The sequence below is a fragment of the Pseudomonas sp. B5(2017) genome, from assembly GCF_002112825.1.
In the GTDB taxonomy this organism is placed as follows: Bacteria; Pseudomonadota; Gammaproteobacteria; order Pseudomonadales; family Pseudomonadaceae; genus Aquipseudomonas; species Aquipseudomonas putida_Z.
Genome location: NZ_NEIR01000001.1, coordinates 436,002 through 460,156, shown reverse-complemented (window position 1 = coordinate 460,156; position 24,155 = coordinate 436,002). Strand labels below are relative to the sequence as shown.

Sequence of the window (24,155 nt, the reverse complement as noted above, 5' to 3'; positions counted from 1 at the left end):
CGATGGGCCGCAAAGCGGCCCCGGCAATGCGTGCATTTGCGCTGAAACCCCGGGGCCGCGTTGCGGCCCATCGCGACACAAGGCCGCTCCTACAGGATTACCTGTCAGCAGACACCGGCTGCTTCAGCAGCAATACGTAGGCCATCGCCGCCACCGCCGCGACTGCCGCACTGATCAGGAACGCCGAGGCAAACGACCCGGTCTGCTGAATGCTGAACCCCGTCACGATCGGTGCCACCGAACCCGCAAGGTAACCGCCGAAATTCTGGATGGAGCCAAACGAGGCCACGCGCCGGCTATCCACGACGGTGTTGGCGATCATCCAGGCGGTGGAGCTGGCCATGTTCACGCTGAACAACGCGCAGCACAGCAGGGCCACGCTGAGCATGAAGCCGCTGCCGAACGATAGCGGCACGGTGAAAGCCGCCGCCGCGAACAACGCGCTCACCACTACCCGCTTGCGGCTACCCAGCACGCTGGCGCCGTTCTTCACCAGGCGGTCGCACACACGGCCCGCCACAATGGTGCCCAGGGCGCCGAAAACGTAGGCCAGTGACACCACCCAGGCTGTCTTGTACAAGCTCAGCCCGTGCTCACGCTCGAAGTAGCCCGGCAACCAGGTCAGGTGCAGCCACAGCATGTAGATCACCCCCATGAAGCCCAGCACAGCGCCCCAGGTGCTCTTGTGCCGGAACAACTCGGCCCATGCCGCCAGTTGTGCCTTCATGCTCGGCCTGGCCGTTGCCACTGGCTGCTTCTGCGCCTGGGCCGCCAACAGGCGTTCACGCTCCTCGGCAGGCAACTCGGCCAGGTAACGTTCCTTGCTTTTATAGAAGGCGAACCAGCAAGCGGCGACCAGGATGCCGAACACCCCGGTGACTATGAACATGCCTCGCCAGCCCCAGTTGACCATCAGCAGCGTCAGCAACGGCGGCGCAATGCACGGCCCGATGCAGGTCGATGACAGCACGATGCCGGTCGGCGTGCCGCGTTTCTCGGCCTCGAACCACTCCGCCAGCGCCTTGGCCGCCGACGGGAACATCGGCGCCTCGCCGATCCCCAGCACCACCCTCAGCCCGATGAACGCGGAAAAACTGTTGATCAGGCCGGAGGCCGTCTGCGCCACCGACCAGCCCAGCAGTGCAGCCCCCAGCGAAATCTTGCTGCCCAGGCGGTCGATGATCATGCCCAGCGGCAACTGGGAAAAGGCATATGCCAGGGAAAATGCCGACAACAGAATGCCCATCTGTGAGGGCGTGATCACCATGTCCCGCTGGATCGAGGTGTTGGCGATCGACAGCGCGCTGCGGTCGACGTAGTTTATGATGCCAATCACCAGCAGCAGGCTGACGGTGATGACCTGGTACTTCCTGAACGGGTTCGAGCTCGCGATCGCTTCAGGCTCGCGATCAAGCTCGGCTTGCGCATATTTGGTAGTCATGGGCGTTCACTTTTGTTGTTATTGGTTGAACAGCGGATCAGTGAGCTACATGGATGCCTCAAGCAGCCACTGGTAGTCCTCGGCAGACGCTTCACGCGGGTTGGTGCGGTGGCTGTGATCGGCCAGCGCACCCTGGATGATGCGCGGGAACAGCTCTTCGCTGACGCCCAGCTCGCGCAGCCCGGTCGGCAGGCCCAGCGCACGAGTCATGTGGCGGATCGCGTCTTCGATCTGGCCTTCGTCGGCCAGCCCCATCGCCTGGGCGATGCGTTGCATCTTGTGCTCGTTCAGCACCGTCTCGGCCTTGCGGTTGAAGGTGATGACGGCGGGCAGGAAGATCGCGTTGAGGGTGCCGTGGTGCAGCCGTGGGTTGATGCCGCCCAGTGCGTGGCTGAGGCTGTGTACGCAGCCCAGGCCCTTCTGGAATGCCAGGGCGCCTTGCAGCGAGGCGCTCATCATGTTGACGCGGCTATCCAGGTTGCCGGGCTCGCGGGTGGCGGTTTCGATGAAGCGCCAGGCGCGCCACAGCCCGTCCAGGGCAATGCCGTCGGCGGGCGGGTTGAATGCAGGCGCCATGAAGGTTTCCAGGCAGTGGGCAATGGCGTCCATGCCGGTGGCGGCGGTGAGTTGCGCCGGCAGGCCAAGGGTCAGCGCCGGGTCGCAGATGGCAGCCTTGGGCACCACATGGGGCGAGATCACGCCCACCTTGCGCCCGTCATCGAGAATCAGGATGGCGCCCCGCCCTACCTCGCTGCCGGTGCCCGCCGTGGTCGGCACGGCGATTACCGGTGCGGTTGCCGCCGTAATGCGGGCCAAGCCGCCTTCGATCACCGCAAAGCTTTTCAATGGGCCGTCGTGCCTGGCACACACGGCCACACCTTTGGCCAGGTCGATCGCCGAGCCCCCGCCAATGGCAATGATCCCGTCACAGCCACATTCCTGGAACATGGCAACCGCTTCACGCACGGCGTTCTCGTTCGGGTTGGGCGGCGTGCTGTCATAGATCGGCAATTGCGCGCTGCTGTCACTGAAGGTGCTCAAGGCCACATCGACGATACCGGCAGCACGCACGCCACGGTCCGTCACGATCAAAGGCCTGGTTATACCAATGCGCTCGCACTCGGCAGGCAGGCGCGCAATGGCGCCGATATCGAACTGGATCTGGGTGATGTAGTTGATCAGGGACATAGGGCCTTCACAGCCTCCTGGCGCTATTGTTATGGGCGGTTCCGCCGCACTGGATGCGACACCGTGCAGCGCCAGTATAGGAATTCGCGCCTGGCCATGGTATTGAGAACAATCCATATCGGTATAACCCGGACGCATACCAGATGACCCCTTCACTCAACTCGATCATGTCCAGGCTCCACGCCCGCCACCTGCGCCTGCTCATCGAACTGGACGAGCACCGCTCGCTGCTCGGCGCGGCAAGCAGCGTCGGGCTTACCCAGCCCGGAGCGAGCAAGGCGTTGCAGGAAATCGAAACCACCTTCGGCACGGTGCTGTTCAACCGCACCAATCGCGGGCTGGAGCCCACGGCTGCCGGGCACTGCGCCATCCGCTACGCGCGCGTGGTGCAAACGGACATTTCAAACCTGCGGCATGACCTGGATGCCATCCTGCGCGGGGTCGGCGGCCGGCTGGCGGTGGGGGCAATCATGGGCGCGGTGCCATTGCTGATGAGGGCGGTGTCGCAGTTGGCCAGCATCCAGCCGCAGATGTCGTTCGAGATCATCGAAGACACCAGCCAGTCGCTGCTGGCACAGATCGAGAGCGGTCGCCTGGACGTCGCCTTGTGCCGCACCAGCGTGAGCAATAGCCCTCAGCTGTTTGCCAGCAGCTTTGTCCAGGACGAGACGCTGGCGGTCATCGCTAATATCGACCACCCGCTCAAGCACGCGCAAAACCTGAACCTTGCAGACCTGGCCGAGAGCCGCTGGATCGTGTACCGGGCCAACATGCCGATGCGGGTACAGCTGGAGCGCGAATTCCACGATGCCGGGCTGCGCTTCCCGTTGCACCTGGTGGAAACCACCTCGATCCTGGCGACCTTGTCGCTGCTACAGAACCACCCCGACTTCGTGGCACTGGTGTCGATCGACGTGGCCCGGCAATGCGCGATGAACCAACAGGTGCGCATTCTGCCCCTGACCATGGGCTCGGTCAGCGACCCGTACGAGCTGGTCACCCGCAAAGGCAGCCAGGCGACACCGGCCATGGACACGCTCGCCGAACTGCTGCTGCCGCACGGCGCACACCATACCGACAGCTGATCAGCGTAGCGCCTGGTCCAGGTCGCGCTGCAGCGAACTGACCGCCTCCAGGCCCACGTGCAGGCGCACCAGGGCCCCACGCACGGGTGTGGCGAAGGTTCGCTCGCCCAGCTCGGCCAAGGTCACCAGGCTCTCGTAACCACCCCAGGACGCGCCGATGCCGAACAGGCGCAGGCGATCGATGAAGGTTTCAGCCCGGCTCAGGCTGCTGTCGGCCAGCTCGATGCTGAGCAGGCCATTGCTGCCCTTGAAGTCGCGGCGCCACAGGGCGTGGCCCGGGTGCTCCGGCAACGCCGGGTGGTACACCCGCGCCACTTCCTCTCGTGCCTGCAGCCAGTGGGCGATTTCCAGGCCCTGGCGCTCGTGCACCGCTATGCGGCTGGCCAGGCTGCGCGCACCGCGCAGTACCAGCCAGGCATCGTCCGGGCTGACCGTGCAACCGCAGGTATCGCTGCTGCGCGACAACGCGGCGAAGGCCTCGCGGGTGGTGCAGACGCTGCCCAGCATCACGTCGCTGTGCCCGCCCAGGTATTTGGTCAGGGCCATCACCGAAATGTCCGCGCCCAGCGCCAGCGGCTGGTGCAGATAGCCCGAACCCCAGGTGTTGTCGACCGCCAGCAGGATCCCGCGCGGCTTGCATAGAGCAGCCATGGCCGGCAGGTCGTTGAGTTCGTACAGCAACGAACTCGGGCTTTCGCTGTAGACCATGCGCGTGTTCGGGCGCAGCGCGGCCTCAAGGCCCTGCCCGTCCGCGGCAAAATAGCTGACCTGCACGCCGAACGGCTGCAGCAGCTCGCGCGCCAGGCGCCGCACCGGCCCATACACGCCATCGCTGAGCAGCACATGGTCGCCGGGGCGCAGGTAGGCGAGAAACGTCTGAGTGATGGCCTGCAGCCCGGTGGCGAACAGCTTGGTGCGGTGGCCGCCTTCCAGTTCGCTGACCAGGTCTTCCAGGGCAAAGGCTGTGGGGTTGCCGCGGGCGCCATAGCTGAGCACCCGTTGCTGGTCACGACGGCTGCGTGCCTCGCGCTGGTCGGCGACGCTGTCGAACAGCACCGTGCTCAGGCGGCTGACCGGCGGATTGACGCCATGCGCACCCTGGCCCGGCTCGCCACGACCGGCATGCACCAACCGCGTGGCGATCGGGTCGGCGTGGGTCAATGGCGCAAAACTGGCGACTTCGGCGGCGCTCATCTGCGCGATCAACCCGGTTTCCCAGGCCAGGTAACGGCGTGCGGCCTCCTTGTTCCCGGCGTGGCGGTCGTGGACGAAGAAGAGGAAATCGATACAGGCGGCGTCTGCCAGGGAAGCATCATCCTCGACCTGGGGCCACCCGGCCTGCAACGCCCGAGGGAACAGGCGCGCCGCCTGGCGTTGTGCAGCGGGCAATTCGCTGGCCGCCAGCTCGGCGACGCGAGGGTCATCGGCGATGAATACCAGGCGCCGCGGCTGCGTGCGCACCTGCTCGGCCAGTTGCGGGCGGATCGCCCACTGCGCGCCGCGCAGGTGGCGCCTGCGGTAGGCCGTACTCGAGCGCAGGTCCAGCAGCAAGGCGCCGTCGAGTTCTTCGGCGCTGGCCTCGGTCAGGGTCACAGCCAGACCGGGTTTGCCCGGTAGTGCCAGGCCACTGCCCAGGCCGCCTTCGAGCACATAGGCATCATGCCCCATCTGCCGCAGCCAGCTGGTCACCACCGGCGCGCGCACACCGTCGTCGTCGAACAGCACCACGCGCGCCTTGCGCACACCGATGTACAGGTCGGTGCCCTGCACCAGTTGGCCTCCCGGGCAATGTTGCGCACCGGGCAGGCTGCCGGCGGCAAATTCCTCCGGGGTGCGCACGTCGCACAGGAACAGCGTGCGCTGTGCCTCTTGCTGCCATTCCAGCACCTGCTTTGCCGCCACCCACTGCACCCCCGCCTTGCGCGCCAAGGCCACGCTTCGCGTCCGTTGCTTTGCCAACGCCTGGCCACTGTGGGGCGGATAGCCGCGCTGCCCGCCGTGCTCCAGAGGCAGGTCCGCCAGGTACCAACCCTGGGTGCCGTTTTCCAGGGCATAGACGGGGTTGTCGATGCCGAGGTTGATCAGGGTTTGCGCGCCGATGATGCTGCGCGTGCGGCCTGCGCAGTTGATCACTACCGGTGTGTGCGGGTCTTGCACCAGGTCTTCCAGGCGGTAGCCCAGCTCACCGTTGGGGCAACAGGTGGCGCCGGGGATGTTCATCCTGGCGAACTCGTCCAGCGGCCGGCCGTCGAGCAGCACCAGCGGCTTGCCCTGACGCTGCCATTCGGCCAGTTGCGGGGCGCTGATGCGCGGGGTGTGGCACGCGTGCTCGACCAGCTCGCCAAAGGCCTTCGATGGCAGGTGCACGCCAGCGAACAGTTCGAAACCTGCGGCCTGCCACCCCAGGCTGCCGCCTTCGAGCCAGTGTACCGCCGTGTAGCCCAGGGCCTGCAGCCGCCGGGCGCCGCGCTGCGCCAGCTCGCCGCCGGTTGCATCGTAGACCACCAGCCGCACCGCCGGGTTGGGCGCCAGGCGCGGGGCCTCGATTTCCAGCCGGCTGTACGGCAGGTTGACGGCGTAGAACAGGTGAGCTTCGCCGTACTGGCCATGTTCGCGCAGGTCGAACAGGGCGATCTCCTGGCCGTCGAACAGCCAGTCATGCAGGTGCGCGGGGGTGATGCTGGGGATCATGGGACGCAGTCCTTGGTCGATCAGGTTGGGAAAATGCGGTGCCTGTGCCGGCCTCTTCGCGGGTGAACCCGCTCCCACAGGGACCGCGCCGTGCTTACAAGCCATGCATTACTTGTGGGAGCGGGTTCACCCGCGAAAGGGCCGGCACAGGCCACACGCATCAAAATAGCCAGTCATGCAGGTGCGCCGGTGATGCTGGGGATCATGGGACGCAGTCCTTGGTTGATCAGGTTGGGAAAATGCGGTGCCTGTTCCGGCCTCTTCGCGGGTGAACCCGCTCCCACAGGGACCGCGCCGTGCATTACTTGTGGGAGCGGGTTCACCCGCGAAAGGGCCGGCACAGGCCGCACACATCAAAGGCCATAAGCCTCGATCGAAGGCGCCATCTGTGACTTGTTGTAGTTCACCACGCTGCCGTCGTCCTTGACCCCATAGCGATTTTCCAGCGACTCCAGCGGCCGGCCATAAAGGTGGAAGTGCAAGGTCGGCTTATCGCCTTCGACGCGAATGCCATGCAGGTCCTCGCCCAGGAAGGCCACCGAGGTCCCCGGTTGCACCACGATCTCACGCTCCAGCGCCAGGCGGGCACGGGCCGGGTCGCTGCCGTCATCCTCGCGGCGGTACACCCGGTTCAGTTCCTGCCCCTCGACAGCAACGATGATTGCCCAGGTTTCGTGGTTGTGCGGCAAGGTCGCCTTGCCCGGCAGCAGCGAGTTGACATACAAGGTCGGCGACTCGCCGTCGTCGTTCAGGCGATAGCGGAACTGGGTCTCGCCACTCGCAGCATCCGGCGCCGGAAAGCGCTCGAAGTTGAACAGCTCGCGGCACTCGGCCAGCCCTTCGAGCAAAACGACGATCTGCTGCAGCGCGGCGCGATCGACGCCCCGCGCATGGATGGCGCGCACTTGCGCCAGGAACGGCTGGATCACGGAATCACGGGACATGCTCGGTCTCTCTTCTTCGCTAGCGGAAATCAAACGCTGAGGCTGTAGCGCCCCAGGTTGCTGAATACATCGGGCGCCGGGCGGCTCGGACGCTGCCCGCCCTCGCCCAGCGCATGCTGCAGGAAAGCGCGGGTACGTTCGTGCTGCGGGGCGCGGAACAGCTGTTCGGCGCTGCCGTGCTCGACGATGCGGCCATGCTCGGTGAAATACACCCGGTCGCTGATCTCTTCGGCAAAGCGCATTTCATGGGTAACCAGCACACAGGTCATGCCCTCCTCGGTCAGCTCGCGGATCACCGCCAGCACTTCGCCGACCATCTCCGGGTCCAGCGCCGAGGTCACTTCGTCGAACAGGATCAACCTGGGCCGCATCGCCAGGGCGCGAGCGATGGCCACGCGCTGCTGCTGCCCACCCGACAGTTCGCCCGGAAACGCCGCGGCCTTGTGGCCCAGGCGTACCTTGTCGAGCAGCGCCAGGGCCAGATCGCGAGCTTCGCCACGCTGGCGACCGAGTACCTTGGTCGGGGCGATCAGCAGATTGTCCAGCACGCTCAGGTGCGGAAACAGGTTGTACTGCTGGAAAACGAAGCCCACCTGCTTGCGCAGCGCAATCAGCTCGGCCTCGCCCCGCAAGCGCTCGACCTGGGTACCGCCGATACGGATGCTGCCCTGCTGCGGCCTCAACAGGCCGGTCATGCAGCGCAGGATGGTCGACTTCCCCGAACCCGACGGGCCAATGATCGACACCGCCTGGCCGGCCTGCACATCGAGGTCGATACCGCGCAGCACCGGGTTGTCGGCGAAGGCCAGGTGCACGTCACGCAGCTGGATCAAGGGTTCAGAAGGCATAGCGACGCTCCAGGCGTTGGGTCAGGCGGGCAATCGGGTAACAGTAGGCGAAGAACAGCGCCAGCACGCTGAAGTACACCAGCACGGTGAAGCCGCTGCGGTTGACGGTATTGGCGGCAATCTGCGCGCTGTCGATCAGGTCGTGCACGCCCACCAGCGAAGCCAGGGCGGTGCCCATGGTCACCACCGCATACAGGTTCATCCACGGCGGCAGCATGCGTCGCAGGCACTGCGGCAGGATGATCGACCGGAAGATCTGCGCGCGGCTGAAGGCCAGCGAGCGCGCAGCCTCCCACTGGGTGGCCGGGATCGAGGCGACTGCACCACGGAAGATTTCGGCAACATTGGCGCTGGCCGGCAGCGCCAGACCGATGGTGACCTTCAGCCAGTCGGGGAAGGCCAGCCAGGTGCCGGCAACCTGGATATCGAAAGGGAACACGTACGAGGTGAAGTAGATCAATACCAGCCACGGCGCATTGCGAAACACCTGCACCCACAGGCGCGCGATGCCGCGCAGCGGCGCTACCGGCGACAGCAACAGGATGCCCAGCAACAAGCCCAGCAGCGTGCCCAGGGCAATGGCGCCGACGCTGATCTGAATGTTCTGCAACAGGCCTGCGCCCAGGGTCGGTGACCAATGCCACAGCGCGGCGAGGTTCTCAGTGGCCATAGCCAGGCATCCTCAGGCGCGCTTCCAGGGCGCGACCGGCACAGTTGACGGCGAAGCTGAGCAGGCCGAAGAAAGCCAGGATCAGGATCATCAGTTCGATGACGTTGTCGCCCTGGGTCCAGATCATGATCGAGGCGTAGGTGATGTCGTTGACGGCAATCGCCGAGGCCACGGCAGTCATCTTCACCAGGTCGATCAGGTTGTTGACCAGCGCCGGCAAGGCGAAACGCACGGCCAACGGTAGTTGCACCTGCAGCAGTTGCTGGCGACGGCTGAAGGCCAACGAGCTGGCCGCCTCCAGGGTCACCGTCGGCACCGCCTCGATGCCGGCGCGCAAAGCCTCGGCATGGAAGGCGCCCTTGTGCAGGGCAATCACCAGCACCACCCAGGCAAAGGGTGTCATCGGGTTGGCATTGCCCAGGCTCTGGCTGATGAGCATGTTCAGCACCAGAAACGCGCAGTACAGCTGCACCAGCGTCGGCGTGTTGCGCGTGACCTCGATGAAGGCCCGCGCCGGCCAGGCCAGCCAGCGGCTCCTGGCGGTGAGCGCCGCCGCCAGCAGCACGCCGACCAGCAGGCTGCCGGCGATGCTGAACAGGCACAGCCAGAGCGTGGTCAGCGCACCTTCCAGCAGCTTGCCGCTGGCGTAGCCGTCGAACAGGAAGTTGTAGTTCAGGCCAACTCGGGCGAGCTGCCCGACCAGCCAGTGCAGAGCCTCGCTCATCAGGCGCCTTCGCCCTGCAGCTTGGCGCGCAGCTCCACCAGCGCAGGCGAGGCCGGGGTGATGTGGTTGGCCTGCTCACGTTCGATCAGCCAGCCGCTGCGGTGCCATTGCTTGACGAATGGGTCCAGGCGCTGCTGGGTGTCGGTCTCGCCCAGGCGCGTCCAGATCACCGATGGCGCCGGATTGAGCTCGGGAGCCAGGGCGCGGTAGGCGCCCCACTCGCCGCCCTTGGCCAGCAGCGGGTTGATCAGCGTGGCATCGTGCACCGCGGCCACGCAGTTGTTGCCACGCAGGGCCAGCAGCGATTCGGCGGAGGTCTTGAAAGCCTTGAGGTCGGCGCCCAGTTCCACCAGCGCCTGGGTGTAGCTGCTGCCCTGGCTGGTGCACACCGGCTGGCCCTTGAGGTCGGCCCAGGTCTTGATCGGGCTGTCCTTGACCAATGCTGCGGTGCCGCCGACACGGTAGAACGGCGTGGGCACGTGGCCCAACAGCTTGTCACGCTCGGGGGTCCATTCCATGTTGGCGATCAGCAGGTCGACCTTGCCCTGCTGCAGAAACTGCACGCGGTTGGCCGGTTGCACGGCGACCAGATCGACCGCCACGCCCAGCTGGCGTGCCAGGTCACGGGCCAGGTCGACGCTGAAACCGATCGGCTCGCGGGTGGCCGGGTCGATGGCACCGAACGGGCCACCGGAAAGCACCACACCCACGGCCAGCTTGTGCCGCTGCTGGATCTTGTCCAGGGTGGCATGGGCCTGGGCCAGGCCGCTGGTGGCCAGGGTAGCGGTGGCCAGCAACGATGCGAACAGCCCGCGACGGGCAAAGGTGGACAGCGACATGGTGGGGGCTCCTCATCCCGGCAGCCGGAACACCCGGCCAATGAGGGCGCATCCTAGGAAGTTGCAGGGGCGAGGGGAAATTCAAATATTGCCTATCGTTATAACGCAGCGCATCCAGAAAACTTGCAAAACGGGCATAAGCACCGTAATTGCTGGAGAATCCCTATCGAGCGGTGATATCCAATCGACCAACAGATAAAGATTCATTATCTTTAACCGACCATCAGTAATGTAAAACAGCGGGAAAGCACCGCGCCCCGCCCCACCTCCCTACCCGGCCGACCCCATGAGCGCCCTCGACCTCGACCTGCTCCGCACCTTTGTCGCCATCGCCGACCACTCAAGCTTCGCCGAGGCCGGCCGTAACCTGGGCCGCACCCAGGCTTCGGTGACCCAGCACATGCAGCGCCTGGAGCAGCAGGTGGGCGTGCCGCTGTTGCGCAAGCAAGGTCGCCACAAGTCCCTGACCGATGCCGGCCGCCAGCTGTTGCGCCATGCCCGGCAGATGCTCACGCTCAACGACGAGGCCCTCGCCGGCCTGCGCCAGGACGGCCCCAGCGGCGTGCTGCGGATCGGCTCGCCCCACGACATCGCCGACACCATCCTGCCGCCACTGCTCAGCCACATCGCCCGCTCGGCGCCCAACCTGCGCCTGGAGATCGACGTTGGCCGCAGCCCGTTCCTGATGGAAGACCTGCAGCGCGGCAAGGTCGACATGGTCATCTCGACCCGCACCGCGCCGGGCCTGGAAGGCTTTGCGTTGCGCACCTCGCCGGTGTGGTGGATATGCGCGGCGCACTATCAGCACCTGCCGGGGGAGCCCCTGCCGCTGGTGCTGGTGGACGAACCCAGCCTGTACCGCAAGCTGGCGCTGGAGGCGCTGGAGCAAGCCGGCATCGCCTGGCGCCAGGCCTATCTGGCATCCAACCTGATCGGCGTCAAGGCGGCGGTGCGCGCGGGCCTGGGCATTACCGCACGCAGCCAGGAAATGGTCGGCCCCGACATGCGCGTGCTAGGGCAAAGCGATGGCCTGCCGACACTGCCCGACGTGACCTACTACCTGTGGGTGCGGGCCAACACCGTGAACCCGCTGGTGCGCCAGGCCTATGCGATGGTGCGCGCCAGCGCGGGGTTGTGATGCGCGCCGCCCTGGCTAATTCATAGGCAGCCCGCTGGCGTTGAGGTGGTGCGCAGCAGTGGTCAGTTCGAGCTCGGTCCTTCACTCCATTGACGCATATCAAGCCGCCGCCCCCGGTTCGCGCGACGATGGCTGTCAGCAAGGAACAAATCGAAAACCGCCATGCGCATTGTGCTCAAGGCCATCGCCATCGATCACTGTGCGCGGCTTTGGACAAGGAGCCCCACATGAGCCCGCTGAACCACATACTGGTAGCCACCGACCTGTCCACGTCTGCCCGCAACGCGGCAGAACGCGCTGCGTACCTGAGCAAGGAGCAACAGGCATCGCTGGACCTGCTGTACGTTGCCAACCCGGCCCCCTTCGAGCGCCTGAAACAGCTGGTGGCACCGGGTGACGACCTGCTGAAACGCGTGCTGGACACCGCAGGCGAAAAAATTCGCGCACTGGCTGCAATGCTGTTCCAGCGCCATGACATCGCCGCTGGCGTGCAGGTCGCGCACGGCTCGGTGACCACGGAGATCACCCGTGTGGTGCAGGATAAACGCAGCGACCTGCTGGTGTGCGGGGCGAAGGGCCAGAGCGTGGCGCGGCGCCTGCTGCTGGGCTCCACTGTGCAGAAGATGCTGAACCGCATGCCCTGCCCTTTACTGGTGGTCAAACAGGCGCCACGCGATGCCTACCGGACCTTGCTGGTTGCAGTTGATTTTTCGCCTTCATCACTGCGCTCCATCGAACTGGCAAAAGCCATTGCCCCACAGGCCGAGATCATTCTGTTGCATGTGTACGAAGCGCCGTTCGAAGGCAGCATGCGCTTCGCCCACATCGACCATGACACGCTTGCACACTACCGCAATGTCATCCGCAAGGATGCGGTGAAGCAGCTCGCGGCCTTGAGCGAAACCGCCGGAGTGGCAGATGCTCGGCAGATCGTGGTGCATGGCGACCCTGGCTGGCGGATTGCCGAGCAGGAACAAGAGCTGGAATGCGACCTGATCGTGGTTGGCAAGCAAGGGGAAAGCGCGCTTGAAGAGCTGCTGATAGGCAGTGTAACCAAGCATGTGCTGAACGAATCCCAATGCGATGTGCTGGTGTCGCCATAGGATGCAGGTGTTGTGGAGGACGCTTGCGTGTCCTCCACCGAAGCCCGCGCTATCCACCGCGGCGCCTGCTTCGCGGGTCAGACCGGAACAGACAACCCGACCTTGACCTTGTCCAGAACAATCAGCGTTCGGTAGGTCAGGATGTCCTCGTTATCCGCAAAATGCAGCCTGACCAGCTTTTCGAAATGCGCCACATCACGGGCAAGCATGACGATGATGAACGAAACCCCGCCGTTGACGAAGTAACACTGCTGTATCTCCTCGACATTGGCGAAGTACCGCTTGGCGCGGTCCATCACCAGGGATCGGTCGTCCCGCAAGCGCGATTCGACAATGGCGGTAATCATCTGGCCGACACTCTCCGGGGCGATCACCGCAGCGTTGGCGACGATCACCTCGCTTGCCTCCATCTGGGCGATACGCCGCTGTACAGCAGGCGTGGACAGGCCGATTTCCTCGGCAATCGCTCGCTGGGAGGTTTTGTTGTCGCGCTGAAGCAGCCGCAGAATCGCATGATCGAAGCCGTCAAGCGGGCGGCTGGTGGAGTCACTCATTTTCGGGTTCCAAAGAAAGCAGTTCGCTCATCAGGGGGCTATTTTCACAGCAATTCCTTCGAACGCCGAGCCCTAAAATTGCGTCTCGTATGTCGCTGGAGACGAGCGTGGACTCAAAAAGTGTTGGAGCATTCGCTCCTGTCGGCGCTGCCATCGCCGCCCTGGTGTCTGTGCAGACCGGTGCTGCCTTGGCCAAGACCCTGTTCCCACTGGTCGGCCCCGAGGGCGTGGCCGCGCTGCGCCTAGGCCTGTCAGCCGTGATCCTGCTGGGCGTGTTGCGGCCCTGGCGCATCTGGCAGCAGGCGAACATGCTTCACCTGCTGGGCTACGGCGTGATGATGGGGCTGATGAATCTGCTTATCTATCGGGCATTTCTCTACATCCCGGTTGGTATCGCGGTGTCCATCGAGGTGATCGGCCCTCTGGGGGCTGCCTTGTTGTCTTCCCGACGCCGAATCGACCTGCTCTGGATCGCCTTGTCGGTCGCCGGCCTCACCTTGCTGCCCTGGGGTACGGATAGCCATGGCCTGGACCCGCGCGGGGTGTTGTACTCGCTCGCCGCTGCACTGGCCTGGGGGCTGTATGTGATGCTCGGCAGCAAGGTGGCGGTTCACGGCAAGCAGGCGGTCGCCACCGGGATGTTGTTCGCAGCGTTGCTGGGTGTACCCTTAGGCGTTGACCAGGCAGGTACCGACCTGCTGGCGCCCTGGGTGCTCACGGTAGGCCTGGGCGTCGCCCTGCTCTCCAGCACCGTGCCCTTCCTGCTCGACATGTATGCGATGCGGCACCTGCCACCGAGCATCTTTGGCGTGCTGCTCAGCGCTTCACCCGCCGCCGGGGCCATAGCCGGCTGGCTGATCCTCAACGAGGTGCTGACGCTGCTCCAGTGGCTGGGCATTGCAGCGATTGCCCTGGCCTGCGCAGGCGCTGCGCTGGTTGGCCAGCGCCGCTGAAAGCCTGCTTGCGGAACCTGCAGCATTACTCTCCCTCCAACAGCGGGCGCTCTGCGCAAGGCGTTTCATCGATTGCGCTGATGATTACTATCGAGCGACCCGCATGTTGGCCTGGCAAAAGCGCCCCCTATAATCGCCAGCAAATTTCCCCCGCTCCTTGCGCCTGCTTCAGGCGACATCCCTCTCTTGGAATCCAATACCATGCCAAGTGCCAGCCAGGCCCCTAGCGGCCTCCCCGAACATGATCAACAAAGCGTCAGCCAGCAGTGGCTGGCAATCCTTTCGGTCGCCGTCGGCGCCTTCGCCCTGGTGACCAGCGAATTCCTGCCGGTGGGTGTACTCAACGATGTCGCCAGCGACCTCGGCATCAGTGCAGGCCACGCCGGCCTGATGGTTACCCTGCCCGGCATCATGGCCGCCCTCGCCGCCCCGCTACTGTCGGTGGGCATTGGCGCCCTGGACCGTCGCTACCTGCTGATCGGCCTGACGCTGATCATGATCATCGCCAACGCGGTGGTGGCCTACGCCAGTGACTTCAACCTGCTGCTGTTCGGCCGCGTGCTGCTGGGCGTGAGTATCGGCGGCTTCTGGGCGACGGCCATTGCCCTCAGCGGCCGCCTGGCGCCCAAGGGCGTCGGCGTAGCCCAGGCCACCTCGATCATCATGGTCGGTGTAACCCTGGCCACCGTGCTGGGCGTGCCGGTAGGCACCTGGTTGAGCGGCCTGATGGGCTGGCGCATGACCTTTCTGGTAACCGCGCTACTGGGCGTACCGGTGCTGCTGGCGCAGATCCTGTTGCTCCCGCGTCTCAACCCGGACAAGGCCATTCGCATCAGCGACCTGCCGGCCCTGTTCATCAACCCACAGGCGCGGGTTGGCCTGATCGCCGTGTTGCTGATCGGCCTGGCGCACTTTGCCGCGTACACCTATGTCGCGCCCTTCTTCAAACAAAGCTCCGGCTTCGATGGGCCGACCATTGGCTCGTTGCTGCTGCTTTATGGCGTGGCCGGGGTATTCGGCAATATCTTCGCCGGTTTCGCCGCCAACCGCAGCGTACGTCACACCCTGCTGCTGGTAGCGTTGATGATCGGCACCAGCACTGCCCTGTTCCCTCACTTCGCCACCGGCATGACCGGTGCAGCGATGCTGATCGGGTTGTGGGGCTTCGCCTTCGGCGCGTTCCCGGCCTGCGCCAGTATCTGGATGTTCGTCGTCGCGCCCAAGGATGTCGAACGCGGCATGCCGCTGTTCGTCGCCATGTTCCAGGTGATCATTGCGCTGGGTTCGTTCTTCGGCGGGCGGATCGTCGACCAGCTGGGCAGCTCGGTGCTGCTGAGCCTGGCCACGGCCCTGGTGGGCTGCGGTTTCGCTACGGTGCTGGTGCTGGGGCGTAATGTCAGCAACAGCCTGGCGGCGCAACCTGGCTGATTTTTTACGCTCTTTTTACGGCTGAGCCGACAGACAGAAGGAATACTGGGCGCGCGATGCTCAGGGATGGCATGCATTTCTACCCGCCAGTCCAGAGAAGCCCTTCGTGAGCCAGTCCACCGTCATCGCAAATCAATCCGTTCCCGGCAAGTCCAACCCCATCGGCATGCTCGTCGCCGCTGTCGGCGTGGTGTATGGCGACATCGGCACCAGCCCGCTGTACACCCTCAAGGAGGTGTTCGCCGGGCACTACGGCGTGCAGGCCAACACCGCCGGCGTACTGGGTGTGCTGTCACTGGTGTTCTGGTCGTTGCTCTGGGTGGTGTCGCTCAAGTACGTACTGTTCATCCTTCGTGCTGACAACCAGGGCGAAGGTGGCATCATGGCCCTGACCGCCTTGGCGCATCGGGCGGCGGCGCCCTACCAGCGCCTGGGTAGGATACTGGTGCTGCTCGGCCTGTTCGGCGCCGCGCTGTTCTACGGCGACAGCATGATCACCCCGGCGATTTCCGTGCTATCGGCCGTCGAGGGCCTGCAACTGGCCTTCGACGGTATCGAACATTGGGTCGTGCCGCTGTCGGTGGTGGTGCTGGTGGCGCTGTTCCTGATCCAGAAGCACGGCACCGCGCGCATCGGCATCCTCTTCGGGCCGATCATGGTGCTGTGGTTCGTCGTACTGGGTGCGCTGGGCTTGCACGGCATCGTCCAGCGCCCGGAGGTGCTGCAGGCACTCAACCCGCTCTGGGCGGTGAAGTTCTTCGTGCTCCACCCGGGCATGGGGGTGGCGATTCTGGGCGCGGTGGTGCTGGCGCTGACCGGCGCCGAAGCCCTCTACGCCGACATGGGGCACTTCGGCCGCAAACCCATTGCCCGGGCCTGGTTCCTGCTGGTGCTGCCCGGCCTGGTGCTGAACTACTTCGGCCAGGGCGCGCTGATCCTCGGCGACCCGCAGGCAGTGCGCAACCCGTTTTACCTGCTGGCACCCGAATGGGCCCTGCTGCCCATGGTCGGGCTGGCCACGCTGGCCACCATCATCGCGTCCCAGGCCGTGATCTCCGGTGCGTTCTCGTTGACGCGCCAGGCCATCCAGCTGGGTTACGTACCGCGCATGTTCATCCAGCACACCTCCAGCGAGGAACAGGGGCAGATCTACATCGGCATGGTGAACTGGGCACTGATGGTTGGCGTGGTGCTGCTGGTGGTCGGCTTCGAGTCGTCCGGGGCGCTTGCGGCAGCCTACGGCGTAGCCGTGACCGGGACCATGCTGATCACCACGCTGCTGGCCTCGGCAGTGGTGCTGTTGCTGTGGAAGGCACCACACTGGCTGGCGGTGCCGATGCTGCTGGCGTTCCTGCTGGTCGACAGCCTGTATTTCGCCGCCAATGCGCCGAAGATCCTCCAGGGCGGTGCATTTCCGGTGATTGCCGGCCTGGCGCTGTTCATCCTGATGACCACCTGGAAACGCGGGCGAAGGATGATCGTCGAGCGGCTGGACGAGAGCTCGCTGCCGCTGGACCTGTTCATTACCAGCCTCAAGGCCCAGCCGCCTCACCGCGTGGGCGGTACTGCCGTGTTCCTGTCCGCCAGGCCCGAGGCGGTGCCTCACGCCTTGCTGCACAACCTGCTGCATAACCAGGTACTCCATGAACAGGTGGTGCTGTTGACCGTCGTGTTCGAGGACGAGCCACGGGTCAGCGCTGGCAAGCGCTTTGAGGTCGAGGCGTTTGGTGATGGCTTCTTCCGCGTGAGCCTGCATTTCGGCTTCATGGAGGAACCCGACGTACCGTTGGCGCTAAGCCGCTGCCAACGTGCGGACCTTGAGTTCGGCCCCATGCGCACCACTTATTTCCTCAGCCGGGAGACGGTCATTGCAGGCAGGCAGATGGGCATGGCCCGCTGGCGGGAGCACCTGTTTGCCTTCCTGCTGAAGAATGCCAACAGCAACCTGAAGTACTTCAAGCTGCCGCTGAACCGGGTGATCGAGCTTGGCACTCAGGTCGAGATCTGAACAGTCATGAAGCTTGAGGCTGCCAGGTACTGAAAGGGCCTGGCAGCCGCTTCATCGAACGGCTGCGCACTGCGGAACTTAAAAAGCAACCTTATGTCGTATCCGCACTCAAGCTCCCCCCTGCGCCTTCTGGAGGCGAACAAACATGAAAAAAACCCTGGTAGCCGTCTTTACCTGTGCCCTGGCGCTCGGCGCAACTGCATTGTTGCCTGCCGATATCTCGCCGATTGGTTCCGCATATGCCAAAGGTAATGGCAATGGCGGCGGCAAAGGTGGGTTCAACGGTAATGGCGCCGGCTACGAGAGTGATCATGCCGGCAAGGCCACCCGCAACCATGGCGAGAGCGGCAATCACTATGGAAGCCTGCGCAATGATGACAACGGCCGTGGCACTACCCGGTCCGGCATTGCCCATTCCAAGGAACACAACAAGGCCGGGCGCTCCTCTTCGAAGCATGATCGATAACTGAAAGCGCACATGGCGTGCCCTCGAACCGGGCGATGCGGTTGATGGCACCGGCTACGCCGGTGTTCGCGGGCTCGCCCGCTCCCACAGGTACAGCACATTCCTTCGGCTGGTGGGGTCCCTGTGGGAGCGGGTTTACCCGCGAAGCAGGCGACGCGGTTGATGGCACCGGCTACGCCGGTGTTCGCGGGCTCGCCCGCTCCCACAGCCTGGTGCCCGCCAGACCTCAAACCCTGAACCGCCCCACCAACGCCGTCATCTCCCCCACCAACCCCGACAACGCCTTGCTTGCCTCACTGGTCTGCTGCGCCCCCGCTGCCGAGGATGTCGACAACTCGCGAATGTTCAGCAGGTTGCGGTCCACCTCTCGCGCCACCTGGGCCTGCTCTTCGGCTGCGCTGGCAATCACCAGGTTACGCTCGTTGATCTCGCCGATCGCACTGTAGATACCCTCCAGCACCTGCCCCGAAGCCAGGGTCACGTCCAGCGTCGACTGGGCGCGGCTGGTACTGGCCTGCATCGAGGCCACGGCCGCTTCGGTACCCGCCTGCACGCGCCCGATCATCTGCTCGATTTCCTGGGTCGACTGTTGCGTGCGGTACGCCAACGTACGCACCTCATCCGCCACTACCGCAAAGCCGCGCCCAGCCTCGCCCGCACGGGCGGCCTCGATGGCGGCATTGAGCGCCAGCAGGTTGGTTTGCTCGGACACCGAGCGAATCACCTCCAGCACCTTGCCGATGTCCCGCACCTGCCCGACCAGTTGCTGCAGATGCGCGCTGCTAGCCTGGATCTCCCGAGTCATGGCCTCGGTGCCGTCGATGTTGTCGCTGACTTGCCGGCGGCTTTGCGCTGCCAGCTGGTTGGATTCGCTGGTGGTCTGCGAGGTAGTGATGGCATTGCGCGCAACCTCCTCCACGGCCGTGGTCATTTCGGTGACGGCGGTGGCGGCCTGCTCCAGCTCCTGGCCCTGCTGGCGCAGGTTGTTGGCACTTTCCTCGGTGACGGTATTCAGCGCCGTGGCGGCTGCGTCCAGTTGCCTGGCGCAGCTGCTGATCTGCCCCAGGGTGTCGCGCTGGCTCTGCTGCATGCGTTCAAGTTCATGGAACAGCTGGCCGATCTCGTTACCGCCCTGCCCCTGCACCGGCACGCTCAGGTCGCCACCGGCAATGCGCTGAAAGTGCCGACCAGCTTCGCGCAGCGGGTGCAGCACGCGCTGGGCAACAAAGGCCCAGCACAGCGCCGCCAACAACAGCGTCACGCCCAGCAGCCCCAGGCTCAGCATTTGCGCACGCGCCAGGCGCCGGTCGGATTCCAGCATGATCTGCTGACCGCGCTCACTCAATGCGCCGACCAGTTGCTGACGCAGCGCCTGCAGCCGGCCCATGGCGTTGCCGGCGTCGGTGTTGACCTTGAAATACTGCTCGAGCGAACGTTGACGGGTTGCCTCACGCTGCCCGGCGACCGCCGTGGCATACTCGCCATAGGTGGCCTGCAGCGCGGTTGCCAGTGCGTGCAACGCAGGCTCGCGGGCGTTTTCGACAAACTCGTCCACCAGCTTCTGGCTCTTGTCGTTCAGCTCGACCGACAGCGCCATGCGCTTGTTGGCGCTTTCCTCATGACCACCCAGCTGCTCGATGAAGCCCGAGGACACATTGGCACTGGCGCGAATCGCCATCAGCAACGCATTGTTCAACCGGTCCGACTGGTGCGCGGTCTGGTCCAGTTCGGTGATCTGCTGGTCACTGCCCACCGCCGCCCGCCAGGCACTGACGGTGGAAAACAGCAGGGTCACGCTGAACAGCGACAGCACCCAGAACATTCCGGTGCGGATCTTCAGGTTGGCAAGCATGCGGGCAGTACTCCTTGTTGGCACCACTTCTGGTCGATGATTCGACGGTGGGTGTGCTGCTATCGGAGGTACTGCCCCAGGCTTGAGGCGCCGGAGTACGGTTATGGGCGGTAACCGAACAGATGTTGTCGAGGCAAAGACCGGGCAACAGGCAACAAGCCGACCAGGCGGGAACTTCAACGCTCCAATTCGGTCGATAGCATCCCCTCGCCCTCCAGCCAGGGGCTTGCCCAAGCCCTGCCGAGTCTACCGCCGATGCCCAGCACACCTGTTCTGTCAGCCCTGCTCCTGTTGTTCAGCGCAATCACGGCACAGGGAGCACTGGCCGGCGAACGCTACGCGCCCGCACGCAGCAACAATGCCTCGACGGTGCTGATCGAAACCGCCTCGCAACAGTATGCCGACGGCCAACTGGACCAGGCGGCGGCCACCCTGGAGCGTGCGCTGCACATTCAGCCGAACAACCCGGCAACGCTGCACTACCTTGGCGTTTTGCGCCTTCAGCAAGGGCAGTATGAACAGGCCGAAACCCTGGCGCTTCGCTCAAACCTGCGTGTTGGCAACAATCACGCACTGCGCAGCCGCAACCTGCAGCTGATAGAAGCCGCACACAAGGCCCAGGGCTCGGGCATGCTGCCGACGGCTGCACACTGACGGCGATCAGACGCTGCGCGTAAGGCCACCATTGACCTGCTTTGCCACCGGCTGCGCCGGTGATCACCCGCAAGTCAGCTCTCATGGAACTACCCATAACTCATTGCATCAGCAGGGACCCTGTGGGAGCGGCTTTAGCCGCGAACACCGGCGCAGCCGGTGCCATGCACCGCGTTGGATTCTTCGCGGCTAAAGCCGCTCCCACAGGGTACACGGACCGCTTGCGAATTCAGTTTTCTACTCGACAGCGCAACCCAAGAGGCTGGGTGATCGCCCACAGGGATTGCGCTGGACCGCTGTTGCAATCGCCTTCGCCGCTTGCGCCAAACGTTGTGTAGCCAGCCGGATTTCATCCATGTCCAGCGAGGCGAAACCGAGGCGCAGGGCATTTTCCGCATGACCAAACGGCGAAAACTGCCGGCCACTGCGTACCACCAGGTCCAACTCCAACGCCTTGCCAACCAACTGATCCACATCGATCCCGTCAGCAAACCTCACCCACAGTGCCAGCCCACCTTCCGGCTCGCGCACGGTTACCTGCTCGCCAAAGGCATCGTGCAAGCAAGCCAACAGGGTCTCTCGACGCCGGCGATACTCTCGGGTAACCCGACGCAAGTGCTTCTTCAGCTCGCCATCATTGATCAAGTCCGCCAGCATCTGCTGCATCACCGCATCGCCCTGCCCCAGGGTCAGCGTCGCCCTGCGTTCGAGCGCCACGGTCACCTCCGCCGGCGCCACGATGAAACTGCAACGGAACGTACTGCCCAGGGACTTGGACAATGAGCCAATGTAGATCACGTGCCGCTGCTGACGGTCGCTGGCCAGCGGCAGGTAAGGCCGCCCGGCGAAGTGGTACTCATGGTCGTAGTCTTCCTCGACCACGCAAAAGTCGTGCTGCCGCGCCAGCTCCAGCAACTGCTGGCGGCGCCCGGCAGGCAGGCTGACCGTGGTCGGGAACTGGTGATGGGGAGTGATGTACAGCATGCGCACCTGGTGCAGCCGGCAAAGTGCATCGATCTGCTCGACCCGGCAGCCCTCGTCATCTAGGTCCACGGTGACCAGCCGGGCGCCCAGCTGGCGGAAGATCTCCCACGCGGGCGGATAGCTCAGGCGCTCGACCAGCACAACGTCACCGGGCTTGAGCAGCACGCTGGCCACCAGGTACAGCGACATCTGCACGCCTTGGGTCAGGCAGATATGCTCGGCGCCAACGTTCAGGCTGCGATTGTGCCGCAGCATGTCGGCCAAGGCGCTGCGCAGGGAGTGGCTGCTGCACGCGCTGCCATGGCGCACGGTGTTGGCGGCAAAGCTGTTGCGCAAGGCATTACGGTAATAACGGTGCAGAACGGTCTGCGGCAGCAGGCGGTGGTCACAGGCGCCGTTGTCGAAGAACAGCGCACCCGGCCGATCCTGCTGCGCGGCAGCCTGTTCGTTGGCCGCGAAGTAGGCAACGGCAGGCTCCTCCTGTAGCACCAGGGCAAAGGGCTGCGCTGCATCGGGCTCGGCCTGGGTGCCAGCCGCCAGCTGCCGACTGACGAAGGTGCCACGGCGTTGCACGCTTTCCAGCCAGCCTTTGGTCTCGGCTTCCTCGTAGGCGAGGATCACCGTCTTGCGGTTGACATTCAGCAGCTGCGCCATTTCCCGCGTGCCGGGCAACGGCGTGCCAGGGCGCAGGCGGCCCTCGGAGATCGCGGCTACCAGGCCCTCGACGATCTGCCTGTACGAAGCCTGCGGCTGCGCTCCGTCGAGCTTGAGCAGCGGCTGCCATTTGCGAAGCTGGACCATGTGAATTAACCGAAACTGGAGGTTCTACTGGTCCTGGACTATAGCAACAATCGAACCTCCACTTGCCCCGAGGTGCCCATGCAGAACCGCCACGTCATTGAATTGTCGCCCTCGGGCAAAACCTTCGACGCCAGCCAGGAGCTGCTGCTCGATGCCATGCTCGCCAGCGGCCTGCCGGTGCCCTTCTCATGCCGCCGCGGCGCCTGCGGCTCGTGCAAGGTCAAGGTGGTGTCGGGGCAGTATCGGGACAAGCAGCGGACGGCAGACATGCCCGCGCCCTGCTACCCCCTAGCCGCCGACGAAATGTTGCTGTGCCAGAGCCACGCCTGCAGCGACATGCGCCTGGAAATCCCCGGCTGGTCCCTGGAAACCCAGGCGCTGGAAATCCACGCGCAGGTTCATGGCAAACGCGAACTGAGCGCCGATATCATCGAACTGGTGCTGCAGCCTGCACAGCCGTTGGCGGTACGGGCTGGCCAGTACGTACGCTTTCGGCTCGACAACGGTGACAGCCGCTGTTTTTCCATCGCCAACCTGCCCGCCCAGGACCAGGGTCAACTGGTGTTTCACATCCGCAAGGTAAGCGGCGGCCTGTTTACCGAACGCCTGCTGCCAACCCTGCAAGCAGGTGACAGCTTGAAGCTGGAAGGGCCGGTGGGTGCCTGCACCTGGCAGCACGAGGACCAGCGGCCCCTGGTGCTGTTCGCCACTGGCACAGGTTACGCCGGCATCAAGCCATTGCTGCTGACCGCCCTGGCAGGTGATGCCGAGGTCACGTTGTACTGGGGCGGCAGATCGGACGCCGACTTCTATGACCGTGAGTTTCTCGACCAGGCCAGCCGTGCACACGCTCACTTTCGCTGGCACCCGGTGCTGTCGGACCGGGAGCGCGTGCAGCAGGTGGCGCTGGCCCAGGCCCATCGCTGGGCCGACACCCAGGTCTATGCCTGCGGCAATGCCACGATGATCAGCCAGGTTCGCGAGCGGTGCCTCGCAGCAGGCCTGCAGCCCCATCGTTTTGTCGCGGAGGCTTTCGTTGCCAGCGGCGCACTGGCGCCCGAGGCCTCAACAGCCAGCCCATTGCACCCGGAGCTGGAAAAAGTCGGCCCGCGCTACTCGCTGGACGGCATGCTCGCTGCCCGCGAGCAGTCGGTACGGGCCGTGACAGCGATCGCCAGCCAGCTGAAAGTCGGCATGACCACCGCCCAGGCGCTGGAGATGGCCGCGCAAACCTTGCAGGCGATGGGCGCATCGCACACCTGGCACCCGACCTACATCCGCTTTGGCGACGACACCGTGCGCACGCCGCGCCAAGGCATTGATCTGCAACGTGTATTACGTAACACGGATATCGTCGTGGTCGATGTCGGCCCGGTATGGGATGGCTATGAGGGCGACTATGGCGACACCTTCGTGTTCGGCCAGCACGAGCTGCACCACGCCTGCGTCAAGGCACTGCATGAAGTGTTCGACGAAACCCGCCAGGCCTGGGGCCGTGGCCTGACCGGGCGCGAACTGTACGACTTCGCCGAGCGCAGTGCCCAGGCAAAAGGCTGGCAGCTGGAGCGCAACCTGGCCGGGCATCGCATCGCCGACTTCCCGCATGTGCTGTATGGGCAGGACAAACTGGCCGAGGTGGAAATCGTCCCGAGCGAAGTGGTGTGGGTGCTGGAGATCCAGTTGTGCCACCCTACCGAGCCGGTCGGGGCGTTTTTCGAAGACATCCTGATTGGCGAGGCCAGGCCGCTTTCATAGATTCAGAAGCAAGCGATCCGCGTACCCTG

The 24,155-nt window shown here is 64.7% G+C and carries 20 protein-coding genes; 9 read left to right on the top strand and 11 right to left on the bottom strand.

What is annotated here, in order from left to right; all coding sequences use genetic code 11:
- Positions 1–97: 97 nt before the first annotated feature.
- The gene (locus CAG00_RS02075; RefSeq protein WP_085663351.1) at positions 98–1,441 is read right to left on the bottom strand and encodes an MFS transporter; all 1,344 of its coding nucleotides are present in this window, start codon (positions 1,439–1,441) and stop codon (positions 98–100) included.
- A 45-nt stretch (positions 1,442–1,486) separates the two neighbouring features.
- A complete protein-coding gene (locus CAG00_RS02070; protein WP_075045552.1) occupies positions 1,487–2,629 on the bottom strand; it encodes an iron-containing alcohol dehydrogenase in 1,143 nt (380 codons plus the stop codon).
- 143 nt (positions 2,630–2,772) lie between these two features.
- On the opposite strand from CAG00_RS02070, the gene CAG00_RS02065 reads away from it, so the two are divergent.
- Positions 2,773–3,714 carry a LysR family transcriptional regulator gene (locus CAG00_RS02065; RefSeq protein WP_085663350.1) on the top strand — a complete coding sequence of 314 codons (942 nt, stop codon included), beginning with the start codon at positions 2,773–2,775 and terminating at the stop codon, positions 3,712–3,714.
- On the opposite strand, the gene metC is transcribed toward CAG00_RS02065, so the two are convergent.
- From metC to CAG00_RS02035, 6 genes are all read right to left on the bottom strand, one after another.
- Positions 3,715–6,405, bottom strand: coding sequence for a cystathionine beta-lyase (metC, locus tag CAG00_RS02060; RefSeq protein WP_085663349.1), 2,691 nt, complete (start codon positions 6,403–6,405; stop codon positions 3,715–3,717).
- 353 nt (positions 6,406–6,758) lie between these two features.
- Positions 6,759–7,349, bottom strand: a complete 591-nt coding sequence (locus tag CAG00_RS02055; protein WP_085619423.1) for a cysteine dioxygenase family protein — start codon at positions 7,347–7,349, stop codon at positions 6,759–6,761.
- 29 nt (positions 7,350–7,378) lie between these two features.
- Positions 7,379–8,197, bottom strand: a complete 819-nt coding sequence (locus tag CAG00_RS02050) for an amino acid ABC transporter ATP-binding protein (RefSeq protein WP_085663348.1) — start codon at positions 8,195–8,197, stop codon at positions 7,379–7,381.
- Entirely contained in the window at positions 8,187–8,867 is a 681-nt protein-coding gene (locus CAG00_RS02045; protein WP_085619419.1) for an amino acid ABC transporter permease, read from the bottom strand. Before CAG00_RS02045 ends, CAG00_RS02050 begins: the two co-directional genes overlap by 11 nt.
- On the bottom strand, positions 8,857–9,591 hold the full coding sequence (locus CAG00_RS02040; protein ID WP_085663346.1) for an amino acid ABC transporter permease: 735 nt from the start codon (positions 9,589–9,591) through the stop codon (positions 8,857–8,859). Before CAG00_RS02040 ends, CAG00_RS02045 begins: the two co-directional genes overlap by 11 nt.
- Complete coding sequence (locus tag CAG00_RS02035; protein WP_085663345.1) at positions 9,591–10,430, bottom strand: transporter substrate-binding domain-containing protein; 840 nt, start codon at positions 10,428–10,430, stop codon at positions 9,591–9,593. Before CAG00_RS02035 ends, CAG00_RS02040 begins: the two co-directional genes overlap by 1 nt.
- Positions 10,431–10,716: 286 nt before the next feature.
- Between CAG00_RS02035 and CAG00_RS02030 the strand changes: the two genes are divergently transcribed.
- Both CAG00_RS02030 and CAG00_RS02025 read left to right on the top strand, forming a co-directional pair.
- Positions 10,717–11,568, top strand: coding sequence for a LysR substrate-binding domain-containing protein (locus CAG00_RS02030; RefSeq protein ID WP_085663344.1), 852 nt, complete (start codon positions 10,717–10,719; stop codon positions 11,566–11,568).
- Positions 11,569–11,795: 227 nt separating this feature from the next.
- Positions 11,796–12,671, top strand: coding sequence for a universal stress protein (locus CAG00_RS02025; protein ID WP_085663343.1), 876 nt, complete (start codon positions 11,796–11,798; stop codon positions 12,669–12,671).
- Positions 12,672–12,748: 77 nt separating this feature from the next.
- On the opposite strand, the gene CAG00_RS02020 is transcribed toward CAG00_RS02025, so the two are convergent.
- Positions 12,749–13,225 carry an Lrp/AsnC family transcriptional regulator gene (locus CAG00_RS02020; protein ID WP_025339583.1) on the bottom strand — a complete coding sequence of 159 codons (477 nt, stop codon included), beginning with the start codon at positions 13,223–13,225 and terminating at the stop codon, positions 12,749–12,751.
- A gap of 107 nt (positions 13,226–13,332) precedes the next feature.
- Here CAG00_RS02020 and CAG00_RS02015 point away from each other — a divergent pair, with 107 nt between their 5' ends.
- The 4 genes from CAG00_RS02015 (at position 13,333) to CAG00_RS02000 (ending at position 18,080) form a co-directional block, all read left to right on the top strand.
- Positions 13,333–14,178, top strand: coding sequence for a DMT family transporter (locus tag CAG00_RS02015; protein ID WP_085663342.1), 846 nt, complete (start codon positions 13,333–13,335; stop codon positions 14,176–14,178).
- Positions 14,179–14,379: 201 nt separating this feature from the next.
- Positions 14,380–15,606: an MFS transporter gene (locus CAG00_RS02010; RefSeq protein WP_075045557.1), complete on the top strand. Its 1,227-nt coding sequence runs from the start codon at positions 14,380–14,382 to the stop codon at positions 15,604–15,606.
- A 166-nt stretch (positions 15,607–15,772) separates the two neighbouring features.
- Entirely contained in the window at positions 15,773–17,614 is a 1,842-nt protein-coding gene (locus tag CAG00_RS02005) for a potassium transporter Kup (protein WP_085663450.1), read from the top strand.
- Between the two features lie 145 nt (positions 17,615–17,759).
- Positions 17,760–18,080, top strand: a complete 321-nt coding sequence (locus tag CAG00_RS02000) for a hypothetical protein (RefSeq protein WP_085663341.1) — start codon at positions 17,760–17,762, stop codon at positions 18,078–18,080.
- 226 nt (positions 18,081–18,306) lie between these two features.
- On the opposite strand, the gene CAG00_RS01995 is transcribed toward CAG00_RS02000, so the two are convergent.
- Positions 18,307–19,932, bottom strand: coding sequence for a methyl-accepting chemotaxis protein (locus CAG00_RS01995; RefSeq protein WP_085663340.1), 1,626 nt, complete (start codon positions 19,930–19,932; stop codon positions 18,307–18,309).
- Positions 19,933–20,187: 255 nt separating this feature from the next.
- On the opposite strand from CAG00_RS01995, the gene CAG00_RS01990 reads away from it, so the two are divergent.
- Entirely contained in the window at positions 20,188–20,586 is a 399-nt protein-coding gene (locus CAG00_RS01990; protein WP_025339589.1) for a tetratricopeptide repeat protein, read from the top strand.
- A 237-nt stretch (positions 20,587–20,823) separates the two neighbouring features.
- On the opposite strand, the gene CAG00_RS01985 is transcribed toward CAG00_RS01990, so the two are convergent.
- Positions 20,824–22,371: a PLP-dependent aminotransferase family protein gene (locus CAG00_RS01985; RefSeq protein WP_085663339.1), complete on the bottom strand. Its 1,548-nt coding sequence runs from the start codon at positions 22,369–22,371 to the stop codon at positions 20,824–20,826.
- A gap of 78 nt (positions 22,372–22,449) precedes the next feature.
- On the opposite strand from CAG00_RS01985, the gene CAG00_RS01980 reads away from it, so the two are divergent.
- Positions 22,450–24,126: an NAD(P)H dependent flavin oxidoreductase family protein gene (locus CAG00_RS01980; protein ID WP_139832702.1), complete on the top strand. Its 1,677-nt coding sequence runs from the start codon at positions 22,450–22,452 to the stop codon at positions 24,124–24,126.
- Positions 24,127–24,155 lie beyond the last annotated feature (29 nt).